Here is a 21574-nt window from a genome sequence, read left to right on the forward strand (position 1 = left end):
CTCAATCCAGTTGGAGGGTGGAAGCGCCAGCAAAGGCGCGGTAGGGGGAAACGACGACCTGCTCGCCGGCTTGCACGCCGCCCAGCACTTCGACAACGCCGTCGGCGCGCCGGCCCAGTTGCAGCGGACGGTGCCGCGCGCGACGGCCGTCGGCGTCAAGCACGAAGGCCCAGGCGCCGCCCGTATCGGCGTAGAAGCCGCCATCGGGCAGCAGCAGCACCTGGCTGGCCTGGCCCAGCGTCAGTCGCACGTCCAGGCCCTGGCCGACCTGCAGCGGCGGCGACTCCGCGTCGAAACCCAGCTCGGCGGAGAAGCGGCCTTCCTTGACCTGCGGGTCGATGCGGGTGACATGCAACGCGTGGCTGCGGCCCCCGTGCACCAGCTCGGCGGCCAGGCCTTCGCGGACTCGGGCAAGATGGAACTCGTCCAGCCGCAGCTCCAGCTTGAAGCGGCCCAGGCTGTCCAGTCGCGCGATGCGGGTACCGCTGCGCACGCTCTCGCCGACCTGCAGCGCCAGGCCCGTGACGCGGCCCGCCACGGGCGCGCGCACGGCCAGGCCTTCGCTGGCGGCGCGCATCGCAGCGAGGCGCTGCTCCAGGTCGGTGACGGCGCGCTGCATGGCCTGCACCGACTGCTCCCGTGTGCGCAACTCCACGCGGCTGTCCGCCAGCAGCTGGGCGTGCAGGCGCTCTGCAAGCGCCAGCTTGTCGGCCGAGTCCTCCAGCGCAGAGGGCGACAGGAAGCCCTGCACGGCCAGATCGCGGTTGCGCTGGTGCAGGCGGCGCACGCGCTCCAGCTCGAACTCCGCCTGCGTCAGCTCGCGGCGCTGCGCCGCCTGCGCTTGCGCCAGCCCTGCGCGGAAGGTGGCCAGGTTGGCCAGTTGCTGGGCTGCCTCACTGGAGCGCGCCATCAGCTCCTGCGCGCGCTGGCTGCTCGCCAACACGACCAGCAGCTGCCCGGCCTCGACGCGCGCACCGTCCTTAACCAGCACCTGTTCAACGCGGCCGTCTTCGGTCGCGTCCAGCATCACGGACTGCAGCGGTTGCGCCGTCGCACGACCCACGACCACGTCGCGGAAGGCGCCGACCTTGACGGTGGCGATCTCCACGTCGGCCCGGGCCACCGGCACGCCGCGCGGCCAGTACCGCGCGATCAGGGCCACCATCACGACGGCCGCCGCGAGGCCCGACAAGACGATCCAGCGCCGCGACGGCGCTGTCACGTGCCGATCCATCGCAACGCCGGAACTGAGCGCGGCACTCATCCGGTCAGGGCCTGCAGCGGCCGCAAGGCAAGCGCCGCACGAAGATGGCGCGCCACGGCCAATGCCGTCACGGCCCCCAGCAGCGCCACCGCCGCCAGCAGCACCCATAGCGAGAACGGCCCCACGGGGGCGCGCTCGACGAAGTCGGAGAGATAGCGCTGCGAAAGCCACGCTGCCACCGGCAGCGCCACCGCGCAGGCCACCGCCAGCACGCCCGCGAACTCCCGCACGAGCAGGCCCGCCACGGCGCCCGCACCCGCTCCATGCAGCTTTCTCAGCACGATCTCACGCTCGCGCCGGCGCAGCGTGTAGGCCGCCAACGCGTAGATGCCCACGGCCGCCAGCCCCAGCGCGAGCAGGCCGGCAATGGCAACGAGTCGGCCCAGTCGCGCGTCGTCGGCCACCTTCTGCAAAAGCATGTCGCGCGCCGGCAGCGCCTCGACGTAGATGTCCGGGAAGCGCTCCCGGACCAGCGCCGCCAGCTTGGCGCGCGTGGCCTGAGGGTCTCGGCTGTGCACGCCGATGACGCCGGAGCCGCGCTCGACGACGGGCCGGATGCCGTGCGGCTGCGGCGGGCTGCGCGGGCCCTCCAGGCGGATGTCGTCGATGACGGCCACGACCGTGGCCGGCCTGCCTTCGTCGATGTTCGACGGCGCACCCAGCTGCTGGCCGATGGCCGCCTCGGGGCTGGCAAAGCCCAGCGCGCGCACGGCGCTGCGGTCGAGCACTATGCCGCGCCGCGCCACCTCTGACACATGATCCGCCGACAGCCCGCCAGCGAGGATGCGCATTCCGTAGGTCTGCAGATAGCCCGGCGTGAAGTCCACGCCCGTGCGCAGGCTCACCGGCTGGCCGCTGGCGCCCCGGAACTCCCCGTACCAGCTGGAGAAGTCGCGGCCGGGCACGTCGTCGGACGCGGCAGCGGCAATGACCTCGGGCCAGCGACGCACCTGCTCGACCAGCGACGCCGTCTGCGCCGGCTGGGCCCACCAGGGCAGCTCAACGGCCACGCGGTCCTCGATGTCGAAGCCCCGCGGCATGCTGACGGCTTGCTGGGCCTGCCACAACACCGTCAGCGCCAGCGACGCGAACACCGCGGCGGCACCAAACTGCAGTGTCGTCATCAGCCGGCGCAGCCAGCGGCTGGCCGCGCCCTCAGTGTGGCTGCGGCCGGCCAGCGACTCCGCCGGCCGCACGCGCAGCGCGATGTGGGTGAGCGGCAGCGCACTCACGGCGGCGATCGCTCCACACAGCAGCGCCGTCAGCAGTCCCATGCCGGCGCTCAGCACCGGCGCATGAAACTGGCGCTGCAGCAGTACCTCGGCCCAGGGCGTGGCCCACCAGGCCAGCAGCAGGCCCAGAGCGCCTGCAAGACAGGCCACGAGAGAGGCCTCGACGAAGAACTGCAGCGCCAGCTGTGACGCCCCGGCGCCCAGCGACTTGCGCAGCCCGATTTCGCGTTGGCGGCGCAAGGTGCGCACGCTCCACAGGTTGATGAAGTTGATGACGGCCAGCGCCAGCACACCTGCCGACGCCGCAGCGAGGCTGCCCAGCTGCAACCGCCGTTGCGGGCTGCCGGCGCCGAGCAGGCCGATGTCGGCCACCGGCAGCGCGCGCAGATAGGCCGCCTTGCCACCACCCTTGAGGAAATCGGCCGGGAAGCCGGGTGGCAGCGGCTGCTGGTCGGCCAGGCGCTGCGCCAGCCCGGTCAGCGTGTCGGGCGTCGTGCCCGGCCGCATGCGGGCGAACAGTCGACCGCTGGTCTGGTACCAGTTGTCCGACAGCTTCAGGTAGGCCTTGGCGGCCGGCGCATGGAAGCCGGCGATGGCGTCGAACACCAGCGTGCCGTTGCGGTTGGGGGTGGGCAGCACCGCCTTCACGGTCAGCGAGAACTGCCCGCCGGGCGCGCCGCCGGGCATCGGCGGCAGCGAGATCGTGAACGAGCGGCCCAGCGCCTGTGCGGTGCCAAAGAGCTTCTCGGCCGTGTTGGCCGTCAGCGCGATGCCTTCGGGCGTGGACAGCGCAGCGCCCAGGTCGCCCGCCAGCGGCCGCATGCCGAACAAGGTCTGCAGATCGGCGTCGGCCAGCGCGATGGACAGCCGCGTACTGCGCTGCAGACCTTTCGCATCGGCGGCCTGCGCCGGCAGCTGGGTGAACAGCAGGCGGCTCATCTCGGCCACCGGTGCCCCGGCGTCGCGCAACCCGGCATACAAGGGCACGGCAGGCACGTCGCCGAACCATGCTGTCGTGATGCCTCCGGGGCCGCGGGCGCGCCATTCGAAGGTGACGAGCCGGTCTCCCTCTGGCAGGTCGCCATCGGGCCATAGCGTGTCCTGCAGGAAGCTTGTCGTCAGCAGCGTCAAGGCCAGGCCCAGGGCCAGGCCGAAGATGACGAGGGCGGCCGGGCCCGGCTCGGCACGCAGTTGGCGCCAGGCGCCGCGCCAGAAGGTGGGGGAAGGAAGCAGCTTCATGGCGAAGTTCAGTGCAAAAGACGGGCCAGCCTGCGATGCCTGGTAAAACGGCAGCACCCGGCTGCGCATCGTCCGCTTGCGGACACCCGGACTGTTCGGTTCCGGACACTGCCTTGCCCAGGCGCACGCCCGGCGCTTAGAGTCCCGCCCTTCCATGAGCGGCCTGCTGATCCTCGATGACGACCCCGACGTGGCCCTGGCCGCGCGCCTGGCCCTGCGCAAGCTGGCGCCCGTGGCAGTGCGTCATTCGCCCGCCGAGCTGACGGCGGCACTGGACGAGATCGCACCGGACGTGCTGCTGCTGGACATGAACTTCACGCCGGGCGCCAGCGACGGCGCGGCGGGACTGGCGCTGCTGCGCGAGGTCGTCGCGCGCCAGGGGGGGCAGCCGGCGCCGGCTGTCATCGTCATGACGGCCTATGCCGAGGTCGAACTGGCCGTGCAGGCGTTGAAGGCCGGCGCCGTGGACTTCATCACCAAGCCCTGGCCCAATGAACGCCTGGTGGCTTGCGTGCAGGCGGCGCTGGCGCGGCGCGCCCCCATCCAAGGATCGGCGGCGGCGGGCGAGCTGCTGGGCGAGTCGGCCTCGATGCACGCACTGCGCGCGCAGATCGCCCAGGTGGGCGCAAGCGACGCCAGCGTGCTCATCCTGGGCGAGAACGGCGTGGGCAAGGAGCTGGTGGCGCGCGCGCTGCATCGCGCATCAGCGCGCGTCGACGGTCCGCTGCTGGCCGTGGACATGGGTGCACTGCCCGAGGCCCTGGTGGAGAGCGAGCTGTTCGGCCACCGCCGCGGCAGCTTCACGGATGCGCGCGAGTCGCGCCCTGGCCGCTTCGTCGCGGCGGCGGGCGGCACCCTCTTCCTCGACGAGATCGCCAACCTGCCGCTTGCCGGCCAGGCCAAGCTCCTGGCCGCGCTGGAGCGGCGCGAGGTGACGCCGCTAGGCAGCGACAAGCCCGTCGAGGTGGACGTGCGCGTGCTGGCCGCCACCAACGTGCCCGAGGCCGAGTTGTTCGACGCACGGCGCTTCCGGCCCGACTTGCTGTACCGCCTCAACACCGTGGTGCTGCGCGTGCCGGCACTGCGAGAGCGCGGCGCAGGCGACGTGGCGCTGCTGCTGCGCCACTACCTTGCCCACTTCGCGCGAAGCAGGCCGGCGCGCGACATCGAGGCCGGCGCGCTGCACAGGCTGTGCGCCTACCGCTGGCCTGGCAACGTGCGTGAGCTGCGCCAGGCCTGCGAGCGCGCGACGCTGATGGCCCGCGGCCCGGTGTTTACCTTCACGGACTTCGGCTTGGCCGAGATCGCTGCGGCGCCAGCCGTCGAGCCGGGCCTGGACCTCGCCCGGCGCGAGCGCGAAACCGTGCAGGCCGCGCTCGCCCAGGCCAACGGCAACATCAGCCAGGCGGCCAAGCTGCTGGGCGTCAGCCGCGCAGCGCTGTACCGTCGGCTGGAAAAGCATGGCCTCTGAGACCGGGCCGAAGGTCCCCCCCGATGGCCTGACTGACACCGGTCGAAGGGCCGGTGCCACGCAGGGCGCGGGCCACGACAAGTCTCGCGCGGCCCTCGCGGCCCTGGTGCTGGCGGCCAGTTCGGCCGGCGTCGTCGCGACGCTGGACTCGCCACGCGGAGCTGTCGCCTGCGCGCTGGCGGGCCTGGTCGCGGCCGCGCTGGGCTGGGCCGCGTTGGGGCGCCTGGCCCACCGCCCCGTATCACTGCCGCCCGAGCCGCCGCCGGCCCCGCGGCCGGATCTGGACGCAGCCCTAGAACACGCGCCACTCGCGCTTTGGCGGCTCATGCCCGGTGCGCAGCCGCTGGCCCTCAACGCCGCCGCGCGCCGGCTCATCGCGCCGGGCCGCGCCGCCGAGGCCGCCTCGCTGCTTGCGCTGCTGGATGCAAGCCCTGGCCGGCGCGTCGTCACCCTGCCTACCGAGCATGGCCAGGAGCGCGCCGTGCTGGCCGTATCGGCTCTGACGGTGCGGGGCCAGGCCTGGCGGCTGGCAGCGCTCGCACCCATCGAATCCGAGCTGGAGACCGAGGCCCTGGTCGCCTGGCGCCAGCTGGTGCAGGTGCTGACCCACGAGATCATGAATTCGCTGACACCCATCGCTTCGCTGGCCGCCAGCGCGCCGGCGCTGCTGGAGGCCGGCGAGCTCGAGGAGCTGCAGGCGGCTCTTGCGGCGCTGGCCCGACGGGCGGCGCACCTGCAGGGCTTCGTCGAGCGCTACCGCAGCGTCAGCCATCCGCCAGCGCCGACGCTGGCCGACACGCCGCTGCTGCCGCTGCTGCAGGCCGTGCAGCGCCTCGTTGCGCCGGCCTGGGACGCCGCGGGCGGCCGCGTGGACATCGCCGTCGAGCCCGCCAGCCTGGCCTTGCGAACTGACGCCGCGCAGTTGGAGCAAGTGCTGATCAACCTGACGCAGAACGCGCTGCAGGCCTGCACCGGCCGGCCGGCGCCCGCGCTGCGGATCGAGGCCCGGCTGAGCCGTGGAGCACGGCTAAGGCTGGAGGTGGCCGACAACGGCCCGGGCGTCGCGCCGGGGCTGGAGGGGCACATCTTCACGCCCTTCTTCACGACGCGCGAGGGCGGCAGCGGCGTGGGCCTGGCCGTCGTTCGCCAGCTGGTGCACGGCCTGGGAGGCACCGTGCGCCATGCCAGGCGGCCCGGCGGCGGAGCCTGCTTCGTGCTGACCTTCTAGCGCGAAGCGCGCCTTCGCCTGCACAGGGCCCGGCTTTTCTCGGTGGTGCGCTCCCCCGGGCGGGTGTTAGGCTGCCCGCTGTCACACCCCGGGGATGGAGATGTTTCACGATTTGCAGGAGTTGCTGGGCGCCTATCTGATGCCGGTATTGATCGCGATACCGCTAGCCATCATCGTGCTCATCGCAGCCTTCAAGCGTGACGACTATCGGCCGTCGCGCGAATACACGCCGCCGGCCCGCCCGCCTGGCGTGCCCCGCGCCACTGCGCCTGTGGCGCTGCCGCCGCTGCCGGTGTCGCCCAACGCCGGGCCGTCCATGGCCAGCCCGTTCGTCACGGCACCCACGCCCATGCAGCCGCCGGCCGCCGCGCCCGTCATCCCGGAGGGACCGCCCACGGTGCTGGTCGCCGACGACTCGGCCGTCGTGCGCACCAAGCTCAAGCGGCTGCTGGAGGGCGCTGGCTTCGTCGTCGTGCAGGTCAACGATGGCAACGAGGCCCTCACCCAGCTCGAAGACAAGCCCGAGATCGCCGTGCTGATCACGGACCTGGAGATGCCAAACAAGGACGGCTTCGAGCTCATCGCCGATGTCCATGGCAGCCTCACGACCGAGGATCTGCCGGTCATCGCCATCACTGGCCATGACGAGCTGCACGGGCGTGTGGGCCAGATCGAGGGCGTCTACGGCATCTTCAAGAAGCCCTGGAACGACCGCGAGCTGCTCAAGCGCGTGGAGTCGCTGGTGCACCTGCGCACGGCCGCGAACCGGCGCGGCCGGCGCGTGACGGACATCCGCCCGCCCGCCGGGGCCTGAGCCCCGTCCAGGAATCGCCGGCTCAGGCCGGCCGGAAGCTCCATTTCAGCTTGATCTCCGTCTGGCCGCTGCCCGCGGGTAGCCGCGCCTGGTCCTGGCCCTCGGCGCTGAGCTGCAGCAATCGCTGCTGCAGCCAGTCCTGGGCCTCGCGCCACTGCAGGCCGATGCGGCCCTCGTGGCGCTGGGCGCGGCGGTTGGTTTCTTCGCGGGTGCGCACGCCCTGCACGTCCTGTGGCACGGTAGCCAGGAACGTCCAGACGCGGCCGTTGCGCGTGTCGAGCACTGCCTGCAACGTGAGGCAGGGTGTGTCGTCGCGGCGAGTCTCCTGGCCGTGGGCGGCCTCGGTGTAGATCACGACGCCTTGCACGTCGTTGAAGCGGCCCTGGACGCGCTCGTCCAACCGGGCGCTGAGCTGCAAGCCGCAGGCGGCTACGCCGTTGAAGTGCAGATAGGGTGCGGCGGTGCCACCATCGTCGGGTGCCTCGGAGCCGCCGCCGGCCTGGCGGCGCGCCCCAGCACGACAGGCCTCGCGCGCTTTGCCGGCAGGCTGGCGCTCGCAGGCGGCCGCGGCCTGGCCATAGGCCTGCAAGCGGCCCTGGCTGCCAGGGTTGACGCCGGGCATGGCCGCGGCACTCTGGGCCGAGGCCTCGCGCATCAGGCAGGCACTGTCCTGGCCGCAACGGGCCTGCAAGGCCTGGGCCCTGGCCTGCATGGCGCGCCAGTCGGGCATGGGCGCGGCGGCAGTGATGCGCTCGGCGGCCTGGGCCTGGCGGCGGTGGTCATCGGGGTCCAGCGGATTGTGTGGCATGGGCACGCCATCGCTCTGCATCAAGGCGCTGAACTGCCAGCGCTGGTTGAGGGTCTGCTCGCCACGCTCGGCGCCGGCCTGCACGGGGCCTTGGCGCTGCAGCTCGACGTCGAGCACGAGACGGCGCTGCTGGACGGCCTGGGCCTCGGTGACGTCCGCCAGCAGCCAGAAGCTGGCGATGGCGGCCAGCAATGGCAGTGCGATGCGCGGGGCGGACGGGGTGGGGGCAGTGGACATGTGGGGCTCCGGCAGGATGGGATGGATGGCCGGCATCGTCGGCCGCCGTGCGCCGCGCCGCATCGCCCACGAGGAGCCACCGCGTGCGGCGTGGGCCATGGCTCCGGCATGGCTCCTCCGTCGGCCGGAAGGCGGGCGGCGGCCATGAAATCACCCGCGCGACTCACGGTTACTCGACCGCGGGCACGTGCAACATCGATGATGCGGACACCTCTATTGCGGAGCCGCTCGCATGTCCCTCCTGGACCCACTCGACCAGCAGACGCTGGACGTCCAAATCTCCGAGCTGCTGGTAGCCACCGCCGACAGTTACGACCCCCAGCTCGACCGTCGCATCACGGGCGTGCTGCTGATGCTGCGCAAGCAGCTTCGCATGGACGTGGTCTTCGTGTCGGAGTTCGTCAACGGCGAACGTGTGTTCCGCTTCGTGGACGGCGGCGACGCCATGGACCTGCATGTGGGGGACTCGGCGCCACTGGAGCAGAGCTACTGCCAGCGCATCGTCGAGGGACGCATTCCGGAGCTGCTGCCCGACGCCGCGGTGCTGGTGGCGCGTGGCGAGCTGCCCGACACCGGCATCCCCGTCGGCGCCCACCTGAGTACCCCTGTCGTGCTGCCGGATGGTCGCGTCTATGGCACCGTCTGCTGCTTCAGCGCCGCCGCGCAGCCGGACCTGCAGCAGAGCGCGCTGGCCTGCCTGCGGCAATGCGCACGGCTGCTGGCGCGCAAGGTGGAACACGAGCCTCGCGCCAGCTTCGCACCGATGGCGACGACACCTTTCCCCGAGATCACCGGGGAAGGCTAGGCATTGGCGCCCAGCCGCGGCTGGGCGCGGGGGCTGATCAGCGCAGCGGCGGCCACCAGCGCCAGCGACATCAGCAGCACGGGCAGGACCTGACGCGTGGCCGGGTTGAACAGCAGGCCGGCCAATGCCAGCGCGGCGCTGCTGGTCAGCGCATCGCTGAGCTGCAGCGACGAGGTGTTGCTGCCCTGGCTGTCGGGCGGCGACAACTGCAGCAGCAGCACCGACAGCATGGGGAACGACAGGCCTATGCCCAGGCCCACCGTGCTCCAGCCGGCGAACACCAGCCACGACGGCAGCGCGAACAACAGCGGCGCGATGACGACCAGCAGGCCCAGCGCCGTCAGCGCGAAGCCGCCCGGCAGCAGCAAGCGCCGCGTCTCGGGCCGCTGCGCGCGCGCCTGCAGCGCGCTGCCCAGGCTCCAGGTCACCGCGCCGGCGCTGAGCGCCATGCCGGCCTGCGTAAGGCTCCAGCCGAAATGCTGGGTCAGCAGCAGCGGCAGGAAGGCCTCGGCGCTTGCAAAGGTTGCTGCGATGAGGCCGCGCAGCAGGATCACGGTAGGCAGGCCGCGCGCCGCGCTCAGCGTGCCGGCGGGCAGCAGCAGCCGGGCGGCGACTCCAGCCGCCAGCAGCCCCGCCGCGAACAGCACCGCCGCACCGCTGCCGCTTTGCTGGCTGGCCGCGTGCAACGTCAGCGCGCCGCCGCTGGCCAGCAGCGCCCAGCGCATGGCCCCCCAGCGCAGTACCTCGCCGGTGCCCGAACCCACGCGTCTGAGGGCCGGCAGCATCATGGCGGCCGCCACCGGCACGGCGGCCGCGACGGCCAGGAAGACCGAGCGCCAGCCGAGGAACTGCACGAGGAAGGATGCCAGCGCCGGGCCGACGAGGCCCGGCACGACCCAGGCGCCCGCGAACATCGCGAACAGCTTGGGGTGCAGCTGCGGTGGCACGACACGGCCGACGCCGACATAGAGCGTCACACCGAGCACTCCACTGCCCAGGCCCTGCAGCGCACGGCCCAGCACCAGAGCCGGCATAGACGACGCGAAGCCGGCCAGCAGCAATCCGGCGAGGAAGGCCGCCAGCCCGGCCAGCGCCGCACGGTAGGGACCACGCTTGTCGCAGAGCTGGCCGGCGGCAGTCATGCCCAGAACCGAGGTCGCCAGTGTGGCACCGAAGGCCAGCGCGTAATAAGGCAGCCCATGCAAGGCCTCGGCCACGGCAGGCATCGCGGTGGCGACGGCGATGGATTCGAAGGCGAGCATGGAGATCAGCGCCACCGCACCCAGGCAAGCGGCGCGGCGGCCCGGGGCGAAAAGCTTGTCGGCACAAGAGGAGGGGGCGACGGAATCGGAAAGGTTCATGGGGCAAAGCCTAAAAGCTCAAGCCAACTTCAAGTCAAGCAGGCCGGGAAAGGGGCGGGCGACAATCGGGGCATGTCCCTTTCCGTGTTGCACTGTGCCTCGGCCGGCTTCGAGTCGGCCTGCCGCATTCCCGCCCTGCCCGCCTCGCATCGCAGCCATGGCCTGCACGGCCACAGCTATTTCGCCACTGTGCGCACGGCATTGCCGACGGGCTGGTCGGCCTTTCCCGGCGGTGAGGTGGAGGCGCTGCGGTCCCGCATGGCCAGTACCGTCGCGCCGCTGGACCACGCTCTGCTGAACGACCACCTGCCCGAGCCCACCGACGAGAACCTGGCCCGATGGGTGCGTTCGCGGCTGGACGTGCCGGGCATCGTGCAGGTGGGCGTGCAAAGCACCACGCACAGCGGCGTGGACCTGGACGGCGCGGGCCACGCCCATGTCTGGCGGCGCTACCGCTTCCAGGCCGCGCACCAGTTGCCCAACGTGCCGGCCGGCCATCAGTGCGGCCGCATGCACGGCCATGGCTTCGAGGTCATCCTGCACGCCAATGTGAACATGGGAGCCGACATCGGTGAGCGTGACCTGGCCATCGACTACGACCACCTCGACGAGATCTGGGCGCCGCTGCACTTCGAGCTGAACTACCGCTGCCTGAACGACATCGACGGCCTCGCCAACCCGACCAGCGAGAACATCTCGGCCTGGCTGTGGCAGAGGCTCAAGCCCGCGCTACCGGAGCTGAGCTGGGTGACCGTCTACGAAACCGGCTCCAGCGGCGCCAACTTCAACGGCCAGAGCTACCGCATCTGGAAGGAGATGACGTTGGACAGCGCCGTTCGCATGAGGCACGCGCCCGCCGGCCACCCACTTGCCGGCATCCACGGCCACACCTTCACCTTGAGGCTGCACCTGGCTGCGCCGCTGGACCAGGTCATGGGCTGGACGGTGGACTTCGGGGACGTGAAGACCCTGTTCAACCCCATCTTCAAGCGACTGGACCACCACCCGCTGTTCGAGATTGCCAACCTGCCCGACGGCGATGCAGCCACGATCGCCGCCTGGGTGCTGCGCGAGGGCGGCAACGTGCTGCCGCAGATCGACCGCGTGGACCTCTACGAGACGCGCGGCTCGGGTGCCATCGTCAGCCGGGCGGATTCCGAGGAGTTGATCCCCGTATGACGTACTCGGTGAAGGAGCTCTTCTACACGCTGCAGGGCGAGGGCGCCCAGGCGGGCCGCGCGGCGGTGTTCTGCCGCTTTGCCGGCTGCAATCTCTGGACCGGCCGCGAGCAGGATCGCGCGGCGGCGGTCTGCACGTTCTGCGACACGGACTTCGTCGGCACGGACGGCGAGGGCGGCGGCAAGTTCGCGACCGCCGACGCACTGGCCGATGCCGTTGCGAAAGCCTGGCCCGGTGGCGCCGAGGGTGCCGCTTCCGATGACCGGGGCCGACCCTACGTCGTCTGTACGGGCGGCGAACCGCTTCTGCAACTGGACACGCCGCTCATCGCCGCGCTGCATGCGCGCGGCTTCGAGGTGGCCGTCGAGACCAACGGCACCCAGCCGGCGCCAGCCGGGCTGGACTGGATCTGTGTCAGCCCCAAGGCCGATGCGCCGCTGGTACTGACCTCGGGGCACGAGCTCAAGCTGGTCTATCCGCAGCCGCTGGCGCCGCCGGAGCGGTTTGCGCATCTGGACTTCCAGAACTTCTTCCTGCAGCCCATGGACTCGGTGCTCAAGCGCGAACACACGAAGGCGGCGGTGGACTATTGCCGGGCCCATCCGCAATGGCGGATGTCGGTGCAGCTGCACAAGCTGCTGGGAATTCCATAGCGAGCCTTCCCGGCGCTGCGCTCATATCGCCGCCTTGGATGCCGCTCCTTCGAACATCAGGCCGTTCACATCCTGGCCAAAGGCCCGGACGGTCAGTTGCTGGCCAGTGCCAAAGTACAGCGGGTTGAGCATCAGCGTCAGCGTCAGCCCGCCGGTGCCAGCGGTGTCAACGGTCAGCTCGGTGACGCCGATATCCGACATGCCCCGGAGCAGGAAGTCGTCCAGCAGGGCCCGAACATCCGTCGTTGCCGGGTTCAGGCTGCGCCCCAGCATCTTCACCTGGCCTGTGCCCTGGACGTCCACGAGCACCAGCGGTAGCTTGATCGTGCCCACATAGCCCGGAGGCACCCACAGCCGCATCTGCGCCATGTCGACCTGATAGCCGGACTCCGTCGACGGTCGTGCCAGGCTGGCCCCCGCCTCGAACTCGGCATAGCCGCCCGAAGGGATCTGCAGTTCATTCCCCATGGGCTTCACCGCAGGGTCCATCACCCAGTACATCAGAAAGTTGTCGTCGGTGCTGCGGTAGATGTCTGCGACCAGCTGCGAATAGGCCGTGTCTGACAGGGGCAGCAGCGGCGTCGCCGGGTTGCTGACGAGGCTGGGATCCTGCTCGAGTTCAGCGACGCCAACGATCTTCTGGCCGCTGCGGTCGGTGTAGTAGGTCGCAAGGTAGGGGTCGAAGACCTGCCAGCGGCCGTCAATCTTGATCTCGGGCACGACATGACCCGTGAGCCCGATGACTCGCGCCTCGTGACCCATGGCTTTCCAGATGAAGTGCAGCGCGGTGGCCTGCGCCTCGCAGTAGCTGGAGCCGATGGAGCGCAACCACAGGTCGGGCTGATACTGGAAATTGCCGGCAGCGACCGGCACGGTGCGCTGGCGATGGGCGATGACGTAGCGCCATGCCTTTCGGTACAGCGGTTCGTCGGTGTAGGCAACGGGCAGGGCGAGGATTTCCTCCAGAACGCCGTTCAGGTTGGCCATGTTCTGGCCGTTGAAGGCCAGGCGCACCTGCCTGTCGACATCGCCATGGTTCCACAGGCGCAGCGATGCCAGTGCATCGACCGTCGACGTAGCTGTCGCCTGCAGGGTGCTGACGATCTCGCCCGCCGACGTGACCGTCAGCAGGGCGGACGTGGAAGAGGTCGCCAGCGCCTGTGTCTTGCTGGCAGGCGATTGCTTGTACTGGGCCATGACGAAGTCGGAGCTCAGCGACAACTCCTGCCCCGCCACCCCGGCGGCCTGTGGCTTCAGGGCCTCCGTCTGATCGGGGTACTCGAGGAGCTGCATGCGCCGGCCCAGCAGGGCCAGCCCCTGGGCTCTGGCACCGACGATGGCGGATTCAAGGCGGGTGGCGTCCACGGCCTGGATGTTCATCTCCGCCTGCAGCCTGGCAAGCTGCGTTGCCTTCCAGCCGGTACCCGAGACCGTGGCGGAATACTGGCACAGCTGGGACAGCAGCTCACCGTGCTTGCCGAGGACATTCGCCCACCCCGTGAAGTCGCCCAGCGGGCCGAGGCCGATCTCGCGCGTGGCCTGAAGGTAAGCCGAAGCGGCGCTGAGCAGCCAATCGTGGTTCTTCTCGGGCACGATCATGTCCGCATAGACATGTCCGGCCTGCTCGCGCTCCGCCGCATCGGACTGTGCCAGGCAGCTTCCGCCAACCAGCGCCGCGATGCGACTGGCCGCATCGCTCTCGGCCACACCATGTTCGCGCAGCTGGTCGTACCAGGTGGTCAGCGCGGTGACCTGCAGGCCCTCGGCCTGCAGCGACTCCGACCGAAGTTGCGTCGAGTACACCGGAGGCACTCGACTCTCGGGCGTGCTTCGCAAGGCCTGCAGCCGCGCCCCGGACAGCGGGTCGGCGAAGCTGAAGCTGCCATCGGCGGCCGTGGCCGTAGAGCGCTGAAGCTCGTTGCCGTCGGCGTCGTACTCGACGAAAACCAGGCCCTGAACAGCGGGGTAGACGCTGCCCGTCCCGGCGGCGACCGTACCTGGCGAAGCGCCGTCGTCGACTCCATTGGGACCGCTCTGGGGAGCTTGGCTCGCGCCGCTGCCCCCGCCGCAGCCTGCTACGGAAGTGAGTATGGCGATTCCCACCGCGGTTATTCGATTTCTAATTAATACCATGTTGCGCATTGGTTTCAATTTCGCAACAATTTGTTGCAGTATGTTTATTTGTGGCGTTAGCAGGTATATAGTTTAGATTAAATTGAGCGCAGGAACTGCACGAGTCGGTGCGTGCATCGGGAGATCCAGCCTAAGGCCTTGATGGGCATGGGACTGGACCATGCCCCAGATACTGGCGAAAACCTTTCGAGGAGAACCGGCGACCCAATCGGCATAGGGGGCCTCCTTGAGGAGGCGCCCCTGCCACACCACCTGGCATGCGGGTCCGCACCAGGCGGTTCGAGAGCTTGAGGTCAGGAGAGTCGGGGCAGGCCAAGTCGGTCGAACGACGCAATGTCCAGGACCGCATTGAGTCCCTTTGCGCTGTTACGCCACCAGCGTCGGCTGTTGGCCGCTACACGGTGAGCAACATCAGCGCGGGCGCCCAGCGCCAGCAGTTCCCGATACATAGTCGTTCCGCGTTTCCAGTGCTTAAGCTGTAGGGCCCTCAGCCGGTGGCGTAGCCATTCGTCCAGCTCGCGCCAGACGGTTGGTGTTTGCGCCATCCCGAAGTACGCCTTCCAACCCAGTAGATAGGGCCGCAGCCCTTGCACCACCTGCGCCATGCTGCGCCCGCCTGAGCGGCCGGTGAGTTGCCGGATGCGCGCTTTGAAGTTGTTCAGGGCCTTGTGAGCCACTTTGCATTTCACCTCGCGCCCCTTAGCCACCCACAGCGTGTAGCCCAGGAATTTGCGTCCGAAGACGCTGCAGACCGCGCTCTTGGCTTCGTTGATCTGAAGCTTCAGCTTGCCGTACAGCTTCCTGAGCCACGCCATCACCCGCTCGCCGGCCTTCACGCTGCCCACATAGACGTTGGCGTCGTCGGCATAGCGCGCGAAGCTGTAGCCCCGCGCCTCCAGTGCCTTGTCCACCTCGTCGAGCAGCACATTGGCCAGCAGCGGACTCAGTGGCCCGCCTTGCGGCGTGCCCTGGTCTCGATCCACCTTGACCCCGCCCTCCATGATCCCGGCGTTCAGGTACGCGCGGATGAGCCGCAGCACGGCCATATCCGGGATGCGTTTCTTGAGCCGGTCCATCAGGATGTCGTGGTTCACCCGGTCGAAGAACTTCGCCAGGTCTACGTCCACCACCACGCGCTTGCCGGACTGGACATACGCCCGCGCGGCTTTCACCGCGTCGTGCGCTCGCCGGCCCGGGCGGAACCCGTGGCTGTGGTCGCTGAAGCTGGGGTCGATCAGCGGTTGCAGCACTTGCAGCAGTGCCTGCTGGATCAACCGGTCCGTCACCGTCGGGATGCCCAGCTCGCGCTGGCTGCCGTCCGGTTTGGGGATCATCACCCGCCGTACCGGCGATGGCCGGTATCGCCCCGCCAGCAGCTCTTGGCGGATCTGCGGCCACTTCGTTTGCAGCAGGCGCTGGGTGTGCTCAATGTCGAGCCCGTCCACGCCCGCTGCGCCCTTGTTGGCCTTGACCCGCTTCCAGGCCGCTTGCAGGTTCTCTCTCGTCAGCGCCGCTTCCAGCAGGGTGCCAGCCCCCACCGTCTGCTTTGCCGACCCTGTGCCCTGGTGTTCATGGGACGGGCCGCAGGCTTCGTCACTGGCAGGATCACGCCCGGCTTCACCGTGCGCTACGCCTACCCGCCCGGACGCTGCCGGCATCTGACGCATGGCCTTTGGCATTCCCACGTCCTTGGTCACTCACTCCCGTTCGGTCCTTCGCCTCTCGCTGGCGGCCTCGGCGGCCCCGCTACCCAGCTACTACGACCTCTGCTGAGACCTCGCTCCGGCAGCGCCGTCGGCCTTTCAGCCATAAGGCGAGGCGTCCCCAGGTAAGGCACGCGCTCCTTCACCGCACAACCGCCGCATCTACGCCGCCTCGCCTTGATCACGAGAGCTTCGCGGTTTTCAGCCCGCTCGCCCTGCTCGGCAGCGCCTTCTATGCGGTTCTTGTTCATCGGCTCGCGGTTTGCGCTCCACGCTTCCTTCCCACGCTCGGTCGCCCTCACGCAGTTGCGCTTCGCTTCGTTCGTCGTGATCAACTTACGACGGGACTTGCACCCGTAGGAGTGCGCCCATGCTGGGCGCACTGAAAAAAGGGAGCCATAGGCTCCCTTTTAATTTCTACCGGACGACTGGTTTCAGAATCGATAACCAATCCCGAATTTGATAGACACCGGGTCCAGCGTCGCCTCGATGGTCTGGCCCGTGGACAGGCTGCCCGTCGTCTTGATGAAGGTCTTGGTCACCGAAAGGCTGGCGGACCAGTCCTTGGTGAGGTTGACCGCACCGCCGAGTTCCAGCGTCGTGCCCAGGCGGCTCTTCATGGACAGCGTCGTCGGGTTGCCGACAGTGCCTCCAGTGATGCCTGACAGGGCGGTCGTGGCCCGCGGCTTGAAGAAGTAGCCGTAGCTCAGGCCCGCGCCGACGTAGGGCCGGAACGTGCTGCCGGCGTCGCCGAAGCGGTACTGCGCCAGCAGCGTGATCGGCAGCGACTTCACGGTACCGAGCTTGCCCACGCCTTCGATGGCGCCGGCACCAACGACATCGTGCTTGAACGGCAACGCGAGGGGCAGGTCGATACTGATGTTGTCAGTCCAGTAGTAAGTGATGCCGCCGGAGAACTGGCTGGCCTTCTTCACGTCCACCTTGGTGCCGGCCAGGCTGGGCGCGGTCAGGTCACCGCTCTCGACCTGCGGCTTGATCTGCACGGCGCCACCGTAGACGACGACGCTGCCGGCAGATTGCGCAAAGGCGCCACTGTTGGCGACAAGGGCGGCCACGGCGGCAACGGCGCCAGTGAAGAGCTTGGTTTTCATGAGTCGTCTCCGAATGGGTGGGCCGAGGCTCAGAGCCAACCCTTGGTAGCCAGGGACTTGGCGATCAGCTGCTGCGTCAGCTGGTGGCCGTAGGGCGTGGGGTGGAAGCTGTCGGCAAAGGCATAGCTCTTCCACCAGTCGGCACCGCCCCCAACGCCGGCCGGCGGCGCGGCGGACAGGGCCGTGGCAGTGCAGGTCGGGAAGTCGTAGACGGGCAGGCCGTCGCTGCCCAGGCCCGTGATCGGGCAGGCCGGCGTCTTTACGTTGCTGAGCCCGAACTGGGCCGGCGTGGCCACTTCATCCTGGAAACCCTTGTAGAAATCGACGACGATGACGCTGTCGTTGCCGGCGAACTTGGCGGCGAGCTGGGTATTGAAGGCTGTCATCCAGCTCTGGAACAACGCCTGCGACTGCGCGCGCGCCGCCGCCCCGGCCGTGCCTCCGCCGCTGGCCTGGGCAATGGCGTCCAGCACCATCTGGAAGCGCGGCGTGATGCTCACGTCAGGCATGTTCATGACGACGATGCGGGTGGCGCCCTTGTCGAGCACGCTGGCCTTGATCTGCGCGGCGAACTTGTCGGCCAGCGCCGTCATGTAGGTGGCGCCGATCTGGGCTACCGCCGTGGCACCGCCCTGCAGCGCGGCACCGATCTGGGCCGGCGTCAGCAGCGTACCGAGCAGGGCCGAATAAGCCGCGGCAGCGTCCTTGGGAATGTTCAGATAGGCGCCGACGAGGTCGGCCGCATCATTGCCGCCACCATCGATGATGACGAGGTCGCTGGCCGTGTAACTGCCGGCAGCGGCATAGGTGGCCATCTGTGTGCCGATGTTCAGCGGATTGGCCGCGCCCCCCGCACCGGTGTAGGTGATGCGCCCGCCGCCGATGGAGAAATTGGTGCAACCCGTCTTGGCCGTATTGGCCGCAAAGGTGGTGCCGGTGAAGATGAAGAAGTTGCACAGCGTCTGGCCGTAGTTGGCCGCGACGCGCTCGGCGTAGATCAGGTTGTCGCTGCTCTGGACGGTGAACTTGTAGCCGAAGGTGCCACTGTCCTGCAGGGAATCGCCGAACACCTTGACGGAGGAGATCTTGACCGCAGGCGTCGTATCGGCCGTTGCGCCACCGCCGCAACCCGCCACCAGCAGGCTGCCCAACAGCGCCGCCGATGCGGCGGCGATCCGGGTGAGGGAGGACTTCATCGTTGTCTCCTGGGCGACAGCACGGCACGGTCGCCACGAAATTCTGGGACGGCAACTCTAGCCGCGGCCTCCCCGCAAGACTGCCTCTTTCATCCGGTGGCTCACGTAAAGAAACAAGACTGGAGGCCTGGCAGCCACCTGCGCGGGATCCACGGCTGACGCGCGACCCGCGCCTGGGCAAGTCTGTGGATGGCGCTGGGACAACCTCATGGATATCCACAGGCTTGGAGCCCGGCGACAAGTTGTTCCCAATCGCGAGCTGTTTCATCCCGGCTGCGGCGCACAGCCTTGTTCGGAAGGCAAACTCTTGCCACACAAGGACTTTTCCGGCTTGTCCACAGCGTGGAGCGCCCTCTACTACGACCACCAATTTGAAATCTTGAATACCGTTTGGAATACGTTGGACACTTCCAGCATGGATATTCCCGCGCTGCAGCATCGTCTGCGCCAGTTCGCTGCGGACCGCGACTGGCAGCCTTACCAGACCCCAAAGAACCTCGCCATGGCCATGACGGTGGAGGCCGCCGAGCTGCTGGAGATCTTCCAGTGGCTGACCCCCGAGCAATCGCTGGACCTCAGTGACGACCAGCGCCGCCATCTCGGCGAGGAGCTGTCCGATGTGCTGCTGTACCTCGTTCAGATCGCCGACCATGGCGGCGTGGACCTGGAAGCCGCCATAGAGCGCAAGCTCGCGATGAATGCCATCAAGCACCCGCCCAAGTCTTGAAGATGATGGAAACCATCGCCGTCGTCGACTTCGAGACCACCGGCCTGGGACCCACCAGCGGAGGGCGAGCGACCGAGATTGCGGCCGTGCTGGTGCGCGGCGGCGCCGTCATCGATGCCTGGGCCAGTCTGATGAACAGTGGCAGCTGGGTGCCGCCCTACATCCAGTCCCTGACCGGCATCACGAACGAGATGCTGGCCGACGCACCAGACTCGGCCACGGTCATGCGCGAACTGGCCCGCTTCACGCGAGGCTGCCGGCTCGTTGCACATAACGCTTCATTCGACCGGGGTTTCTGGCAGGCCGAGATGGCACGTGCCGGCATCGAACCCGACCCGGCGCACGAGTTCGCCTGCACGGTGCTGCTGTCACGCCGCCTCTGGCCGGAAGCAAAGAGCCATGGTCTGGGCGCGATGACACAGTTCCACGACCTGCATTTCACGGGCCGTGCCCACCGCGCGATGGCCGATGCGCGCGTGACGGCTGAGTTGTTACTGAAGGTTCAGGACGAGGTGGGGCGGCGTTTCGCAATGGACCTGGACGGCCTGCCTGTGGACCACGCGCTGCTTGCCGATCTGCAGCGCACGCCGTTGCGCTGGCTGCGGCGGGGCGTGGTTGATCACGTGAAGGCGCGAAGAAGCGCCGCGGGAGTGCAGGAAAAATTTCTGTCAAGAGCTGACTCGGGCGCGATGGGCTAGGACAATCACGCCCTTTCGTCCCCCGTGCCATTGCTCAAGAGTTCCATGTCCGTGATCCAGGTTCGCCCCGCCACCCTGCGCGATGCCAAGGCCATCGCCGAGATCCACGTCGCCGCCAGCCAGGATGCCTACAAGACCCTGCTGCCCGCTGCCGCGCTGGATGCGATGTCGGTGCAGAAGCGCCAGGCCTTCTGGCGCGAAGCCATCGACCTGTGCGAGCCCCAGGTCATCGTCGCCCATCTGGACAACAAGATCATGGGCTTTGCGGGCTTCGACCGTTCGCGCGACAAGGGCACGCCGGCCACGACCGGCGAGGTCTGGGCCCTGTTCGCCGACCCGGTGCACTGGGACAAGGGCGTGGGCCTGGCGCTGTGGGATGCCACGCGCGACGGCTTGCAGGAAGAGGGCTGCACCAAGGCCACGCTGTGGTGCTATCTGCGCAACGAGCGCGCACTGCGCTTCTTCGAGCTGGCCGGTTTCAAGCGTGAGCTGGGCAGCGCCCGCACGACGGAAGTCGGCGGCGCGCGTGTCGAAGAGATCCGCCTGCAACGCTCGCTGGTCTGAAGTCGGCGCGCAACAGCAAAAGCGCCTCTCGGGGCGCTTTCTTCCTCGCGGGCGTCGGTCTCAGGCCATGTAGCCGTTCGTAGCCAGGGCCCAGCCGTCGGTGGCGTCATCGTGGCGCTGCACGTGCACAGGGCTGAGCTTCTTGACCGCGGCGCGCTCGACGAGAGCTTCGGCCTGTTCAGGCGTCAGCTGCAGCGCGAAACGCGTCCAACGCTTCTGCACCAGCGGCAGAGCCCAGGCGTCTTCCAGGGCCCAGCGTATCTGGTGCGGCTCCTGCAGCTCGGCTGCGGCCAGCACACGGGGGGCGAGGGCAAGCAGGAAGCGGTTGAAGTCGGTGCGAAGCTGATCTGTCGGCAGCAAGGCTTCGACGCGGCTCAAGCGGGCGCTCCAGCCTGGCGTGGCGAGCTGACGGGTCACGAAGGCCTGCAGGGCCTGGATGGGGTTGAACAGGCGAAGCCGGTTGGGCGGCAGCACGCACAGCGGGATCTGCGCGGCATCTTCATGGCTGAGCGGCGTGACGAAGCTGCTCAGCACGGCAAGGCGCTTCCAGTCGGCTTCGGGCAGGCCGGCTATGCGCGTGATGGGGCCGGCGGCGCAACTGGCGGCCATGTCCTCCAGGGCCTGCTGGCCGCGGCTGCCCTTGGCCCGGTTGGCGCGTCGGCTCATGACGACAAGGTTGCCGGCTGCGTAGCCGGCGTCGTCGCGGACGCGGTCGATGCTGCGGTTGTCGTCGGCCAGCAGCTCGCGAGTGATCGGGCAGTGCGAGACGTCGAGCTGGGCCAGATGATGGGGCGTGAGCTGGATGTCCTCGTAGCTGCGGCCGCGCGTCCAGGCATGGGTGCGCAGGGACAGCCACAGCTCGACCTGGGGCGTGGCCGGCGTGCGCACGGCCTTGCCGCGGGCGGCCATCCAGCCGCGTTGCAGCGGCGATTGCGGGTAGAGGTGGGCAATGGGCGGCGTCAGGCCATGCAGTGCGTAGTCGCGGCCCAGAGCCAGGCCTACGCGCTCATGGGCGCTGGTGGTGGAAGGGGCGTCGCCCATGTCCAGCGCGAACTGTGCGAGAGCGGGGTGGGCAGGTTGGATCCGGGTGTTGAGGACGGCTTGCATGGTCGGGCTCCTGTCGGTTGGGCTCGCCGATGAATTTCGCGGG

18 protein-coding genes are annotated in these 21574 nt (G+C 69.0%); 9 read left to right on the plus strand and 9 right to left on the minus strand.

Going from position 1 to position 21574, the window contains the following annotated elements:
• Position 1: 1 nt before the first annotated feature.
• The gene (locus tag QM732_RS23365; protein ID WP_415658481.1) at positions 2-1222 is read right to left on the minus strand and encodes an efflux RND transporter periplasmic adaptor subunit; all 1221 of its coding nucleotides are present in this window, start codon (positions 1220-1222) and stop codon (positions 2-4) included.
• 38 nt (positions 1223-1260) lie between these two features.
• Positions 1261-3735: an FtsX-like permease family protein gene (locus tag QM732_RS23370; RefSeq protein ID WP_415658482.1), complete on the minus strand. Its 2475-nt coding sequence runs from the start codon at positions 3733-3735 to the stop codon at positions 1261-1263.
• Between the two features lie 154 nt (positions 3736-3889).
• On the opposite strand from QM732_RS23370, the gene QM732_RS23375 reads away from it, so the two are divergent.
• The 3 genes from QM732_RS23375 to QM732_RS23385 all read left to right on the plus strand — a co-directional run bounded on the left by QM732_RS23375 (position 3890) and on the right by QM732_RS23385 (position 7248).
• Entirely contained in the window at positions 3890-5206 is a 1317-nt protein-coding gene (locus QM732_RS23375; RefSeq protein WP_415658483.1) for a sigma-54-dependent transcriptional regulator, read from the plus strand.
• Complete coding sequence (locus QM732_RS23380; protein WP_415658484.1) at positions 5196-6434, plus strand: sensor histidine kinase; 1239 nt, start codon at positions 5196-5198, stop codon at positions 6432-6434. The genes QM732_RS23375 and QM732_RS23380 overlap by 11 nt, the downstream gene beginning before the upstream one ends.
• A 100-nt stretch (positions 6435-6534) precedes the next feature.
• Positions 6535-7248 (plus strand): response regulator, encoded by a 714-nt coding sequence (locus tag QM732_RS23385; RefSeq protein ID WP_415658485.1) that lies wholly within the window; start codon positions 6535-6537, stop codon positions 7246-7248.
• 22 nt (positions 7249-7270) lie between these two features.
• On the opposite strand, the gene QM732_RS23390 is transcribed toward QM732_RS23385, so the two are convergent.
• On the minus strand, positions 7271-8293 hold the full coding sequence (locus tag QM732_RS23390; protein WP_415658486.1) for a hypothetical protein: 1023 nt from the start codon (positions 8291-8293) through the stop codon (positions 7271-7273).
• 232 nt (positions 8294-8525) lie between these two features.
• Here QM732_RS23390 and QM732_RS23395 point away from each other — a divergent pair, with 232 nt between their 5' ends.
• Entirely contained in the window at positions 8526-9098 is a 573-nt protein-coding gene (locus QM732_RS23395) for a GAF domain-containing protein (RefSeq protein WP_415658487.1), read from the plus strand.
• On the opposite strand, the gene QM732_RS23400 is transcribed toward QM732_RS23395, so the two are convergent.
• On the minus strand, positions 9095-10459 hold the full coding sequence (locus QM732_RS23400) for an MFS transporter (RefSeq protein ID WP_415658488.1): 1365 nt from the start codon (positions 10457-10459) through the stop codon (positions 9095-9097). The two genes, QM732_RS23395 and QM732_RS23400, sit on opposite strands and share 4 nt — an antisense overlap.
• A 72-nt stretch (positions 10460-10531) precedes the next feature.
• Between QM732_RS23400 and QM732_RS23405 the strand changes: the two genes are divergently transcribed.
• Positions 10532-11638, plus strand: coding sequence for a 6-carboxytetrahydropterin synthase (locus tag QM732_RS23405; RefSeq protein WP_415658489.1), 1107 nt, complete (start codon positions 10532-10534; stop codon positions 11636-11638).
• Positions 11635-12291, plus strand: a complete 657-nt coding sequence (gene queE / locus QM732_RS23410; protein ID WP_415658490.1) for a 7-carboxy-7-deazaguanine synthase — start codon at positions 11635-11637, stop codon at positions 12289-12291. The genes QM732_RS23405 and queE overlap by 4 nt, the downstream gene beginning before the upstream one ends.
• Before the next feature lie 21 nt (positions 12292-12312).
• Here the strand turns inward: queE and QM732_RS23415 are convergent, their stop codons facing one another.
• From QM732_RS23415 to QM732_RS23430, 4 genes are all read right to left on the minus strand, one after another.
• Positions 12313-14394 (minus strand): hypothetical protein, encoded by a 2082-nt coding sequence (locus tag QM732_RS23415; protein ID WP_415658491.1) that lies wholly within the window; start codon positions 14392-14394, stop codon positions 12313-12315.
• A 323-nt stretch (positions 14395-14717) separates the two neighbouring features.
• A complete protein-coding gene (gene ltrA, locus QM732_RS23420) occupies positions 14718-16109 on the minus strand; it encodes a group II intron reverse transcriptase/maturase (RefSeq protein ID WP_415659321.1) in 1392 nt (463 codons plus the stop codon).
• A gap of 452 nt (positions 16110-16561) precedes the next feature.
• Positions 16562-17239, minus strand: coding sequence for an OmpW/AlkL family protein (locus tag QM732_RS23425; protein ID WP_415658492.1), 678 nt, complete (start codon positions 17237-17239; stop codon positions 16562-16564).
• 29 nt (positions 17240-17268) lie between these two features.
• Positions 17269-18435, minus strand: coding sequence for an SGNH/GDSL hydrolase family protein (locus tag QM732_RS23430; RefSeq protein ID WP_415658493.1), 1167 nt, complete (start codon positions 18433-18435; stop codon positions 17269-17271).
• Between the two features lie 415 nt (positions 18436-18850).
• On the opposite strand from QM732_RS23430, the gene QM732_RS23435 reads away from it, so the two are divergent.
• The 3 genes from QM732_RS23435 to QM732_RS23445 are packed head-to-tail and all read left to right on the plus strand — an operon-like array spanning position 18851 to position 20424.
• Positions 18851-19162 (plus strand): nucleotide pyrophosphohydrolase, encoded by a 312-nt coding sequence (locus QM732_RS23435; protein ID WP_415658494.1) that lies wholly within the window; start codon positions 18851-18853, stop codon positions 19160-19162.
• A gap of 2 nt (positions 19163-19164) precedes the next feature.
• On the plus strand, positions 19165-19860 hold the full coding sequence (locus QM732_RS23440) for a PolC-type DNA polymerase III (RefSeq protein ID WP_415658495.1): 696 nt from the start codon (positions 19165-19167) through the stop codon (positions 19858-19860).
• A 45-nt stretch (positions 19861-19905) separates the two neighbouring features.
• Entirely contained in the window at positions 19906-20424 is a 519-nt protein-coding gene (locus QM732_RS23445; RefSeq protein WP_415658496.1) for a GNAT family N-acetyltransferase, read from the plus strand.
• A gap of 60 nt (positions 20425-20484) precedes the next feature.
• Here QM732_RS23445 and QM732_RS23450 read toward each other — a convergent pair whose 3' ends face one another.
• On the minus strand, positions 20485-21531 hold the full coding sequence (locus tag QM732_RS23450) for a hypothetical protein (RefSeq protein WP_415658497.1): 1047 nt from the start codon (positions 21529-21531) through the stop codon (positions 20485-20487).
• Between the last annotated feature and the right edge of the window lie 43 nt (positions 21532-21574).

This window comes from Roseateles sp. (genome assembly GCF_047654805.1).
Taxonomy (GTDB): domain Bacteria; phylum Pseudomonadota; class Gammaproteobacteria; order Burkholderiales; family Burkholderiaceae_C; genus Pelomonas.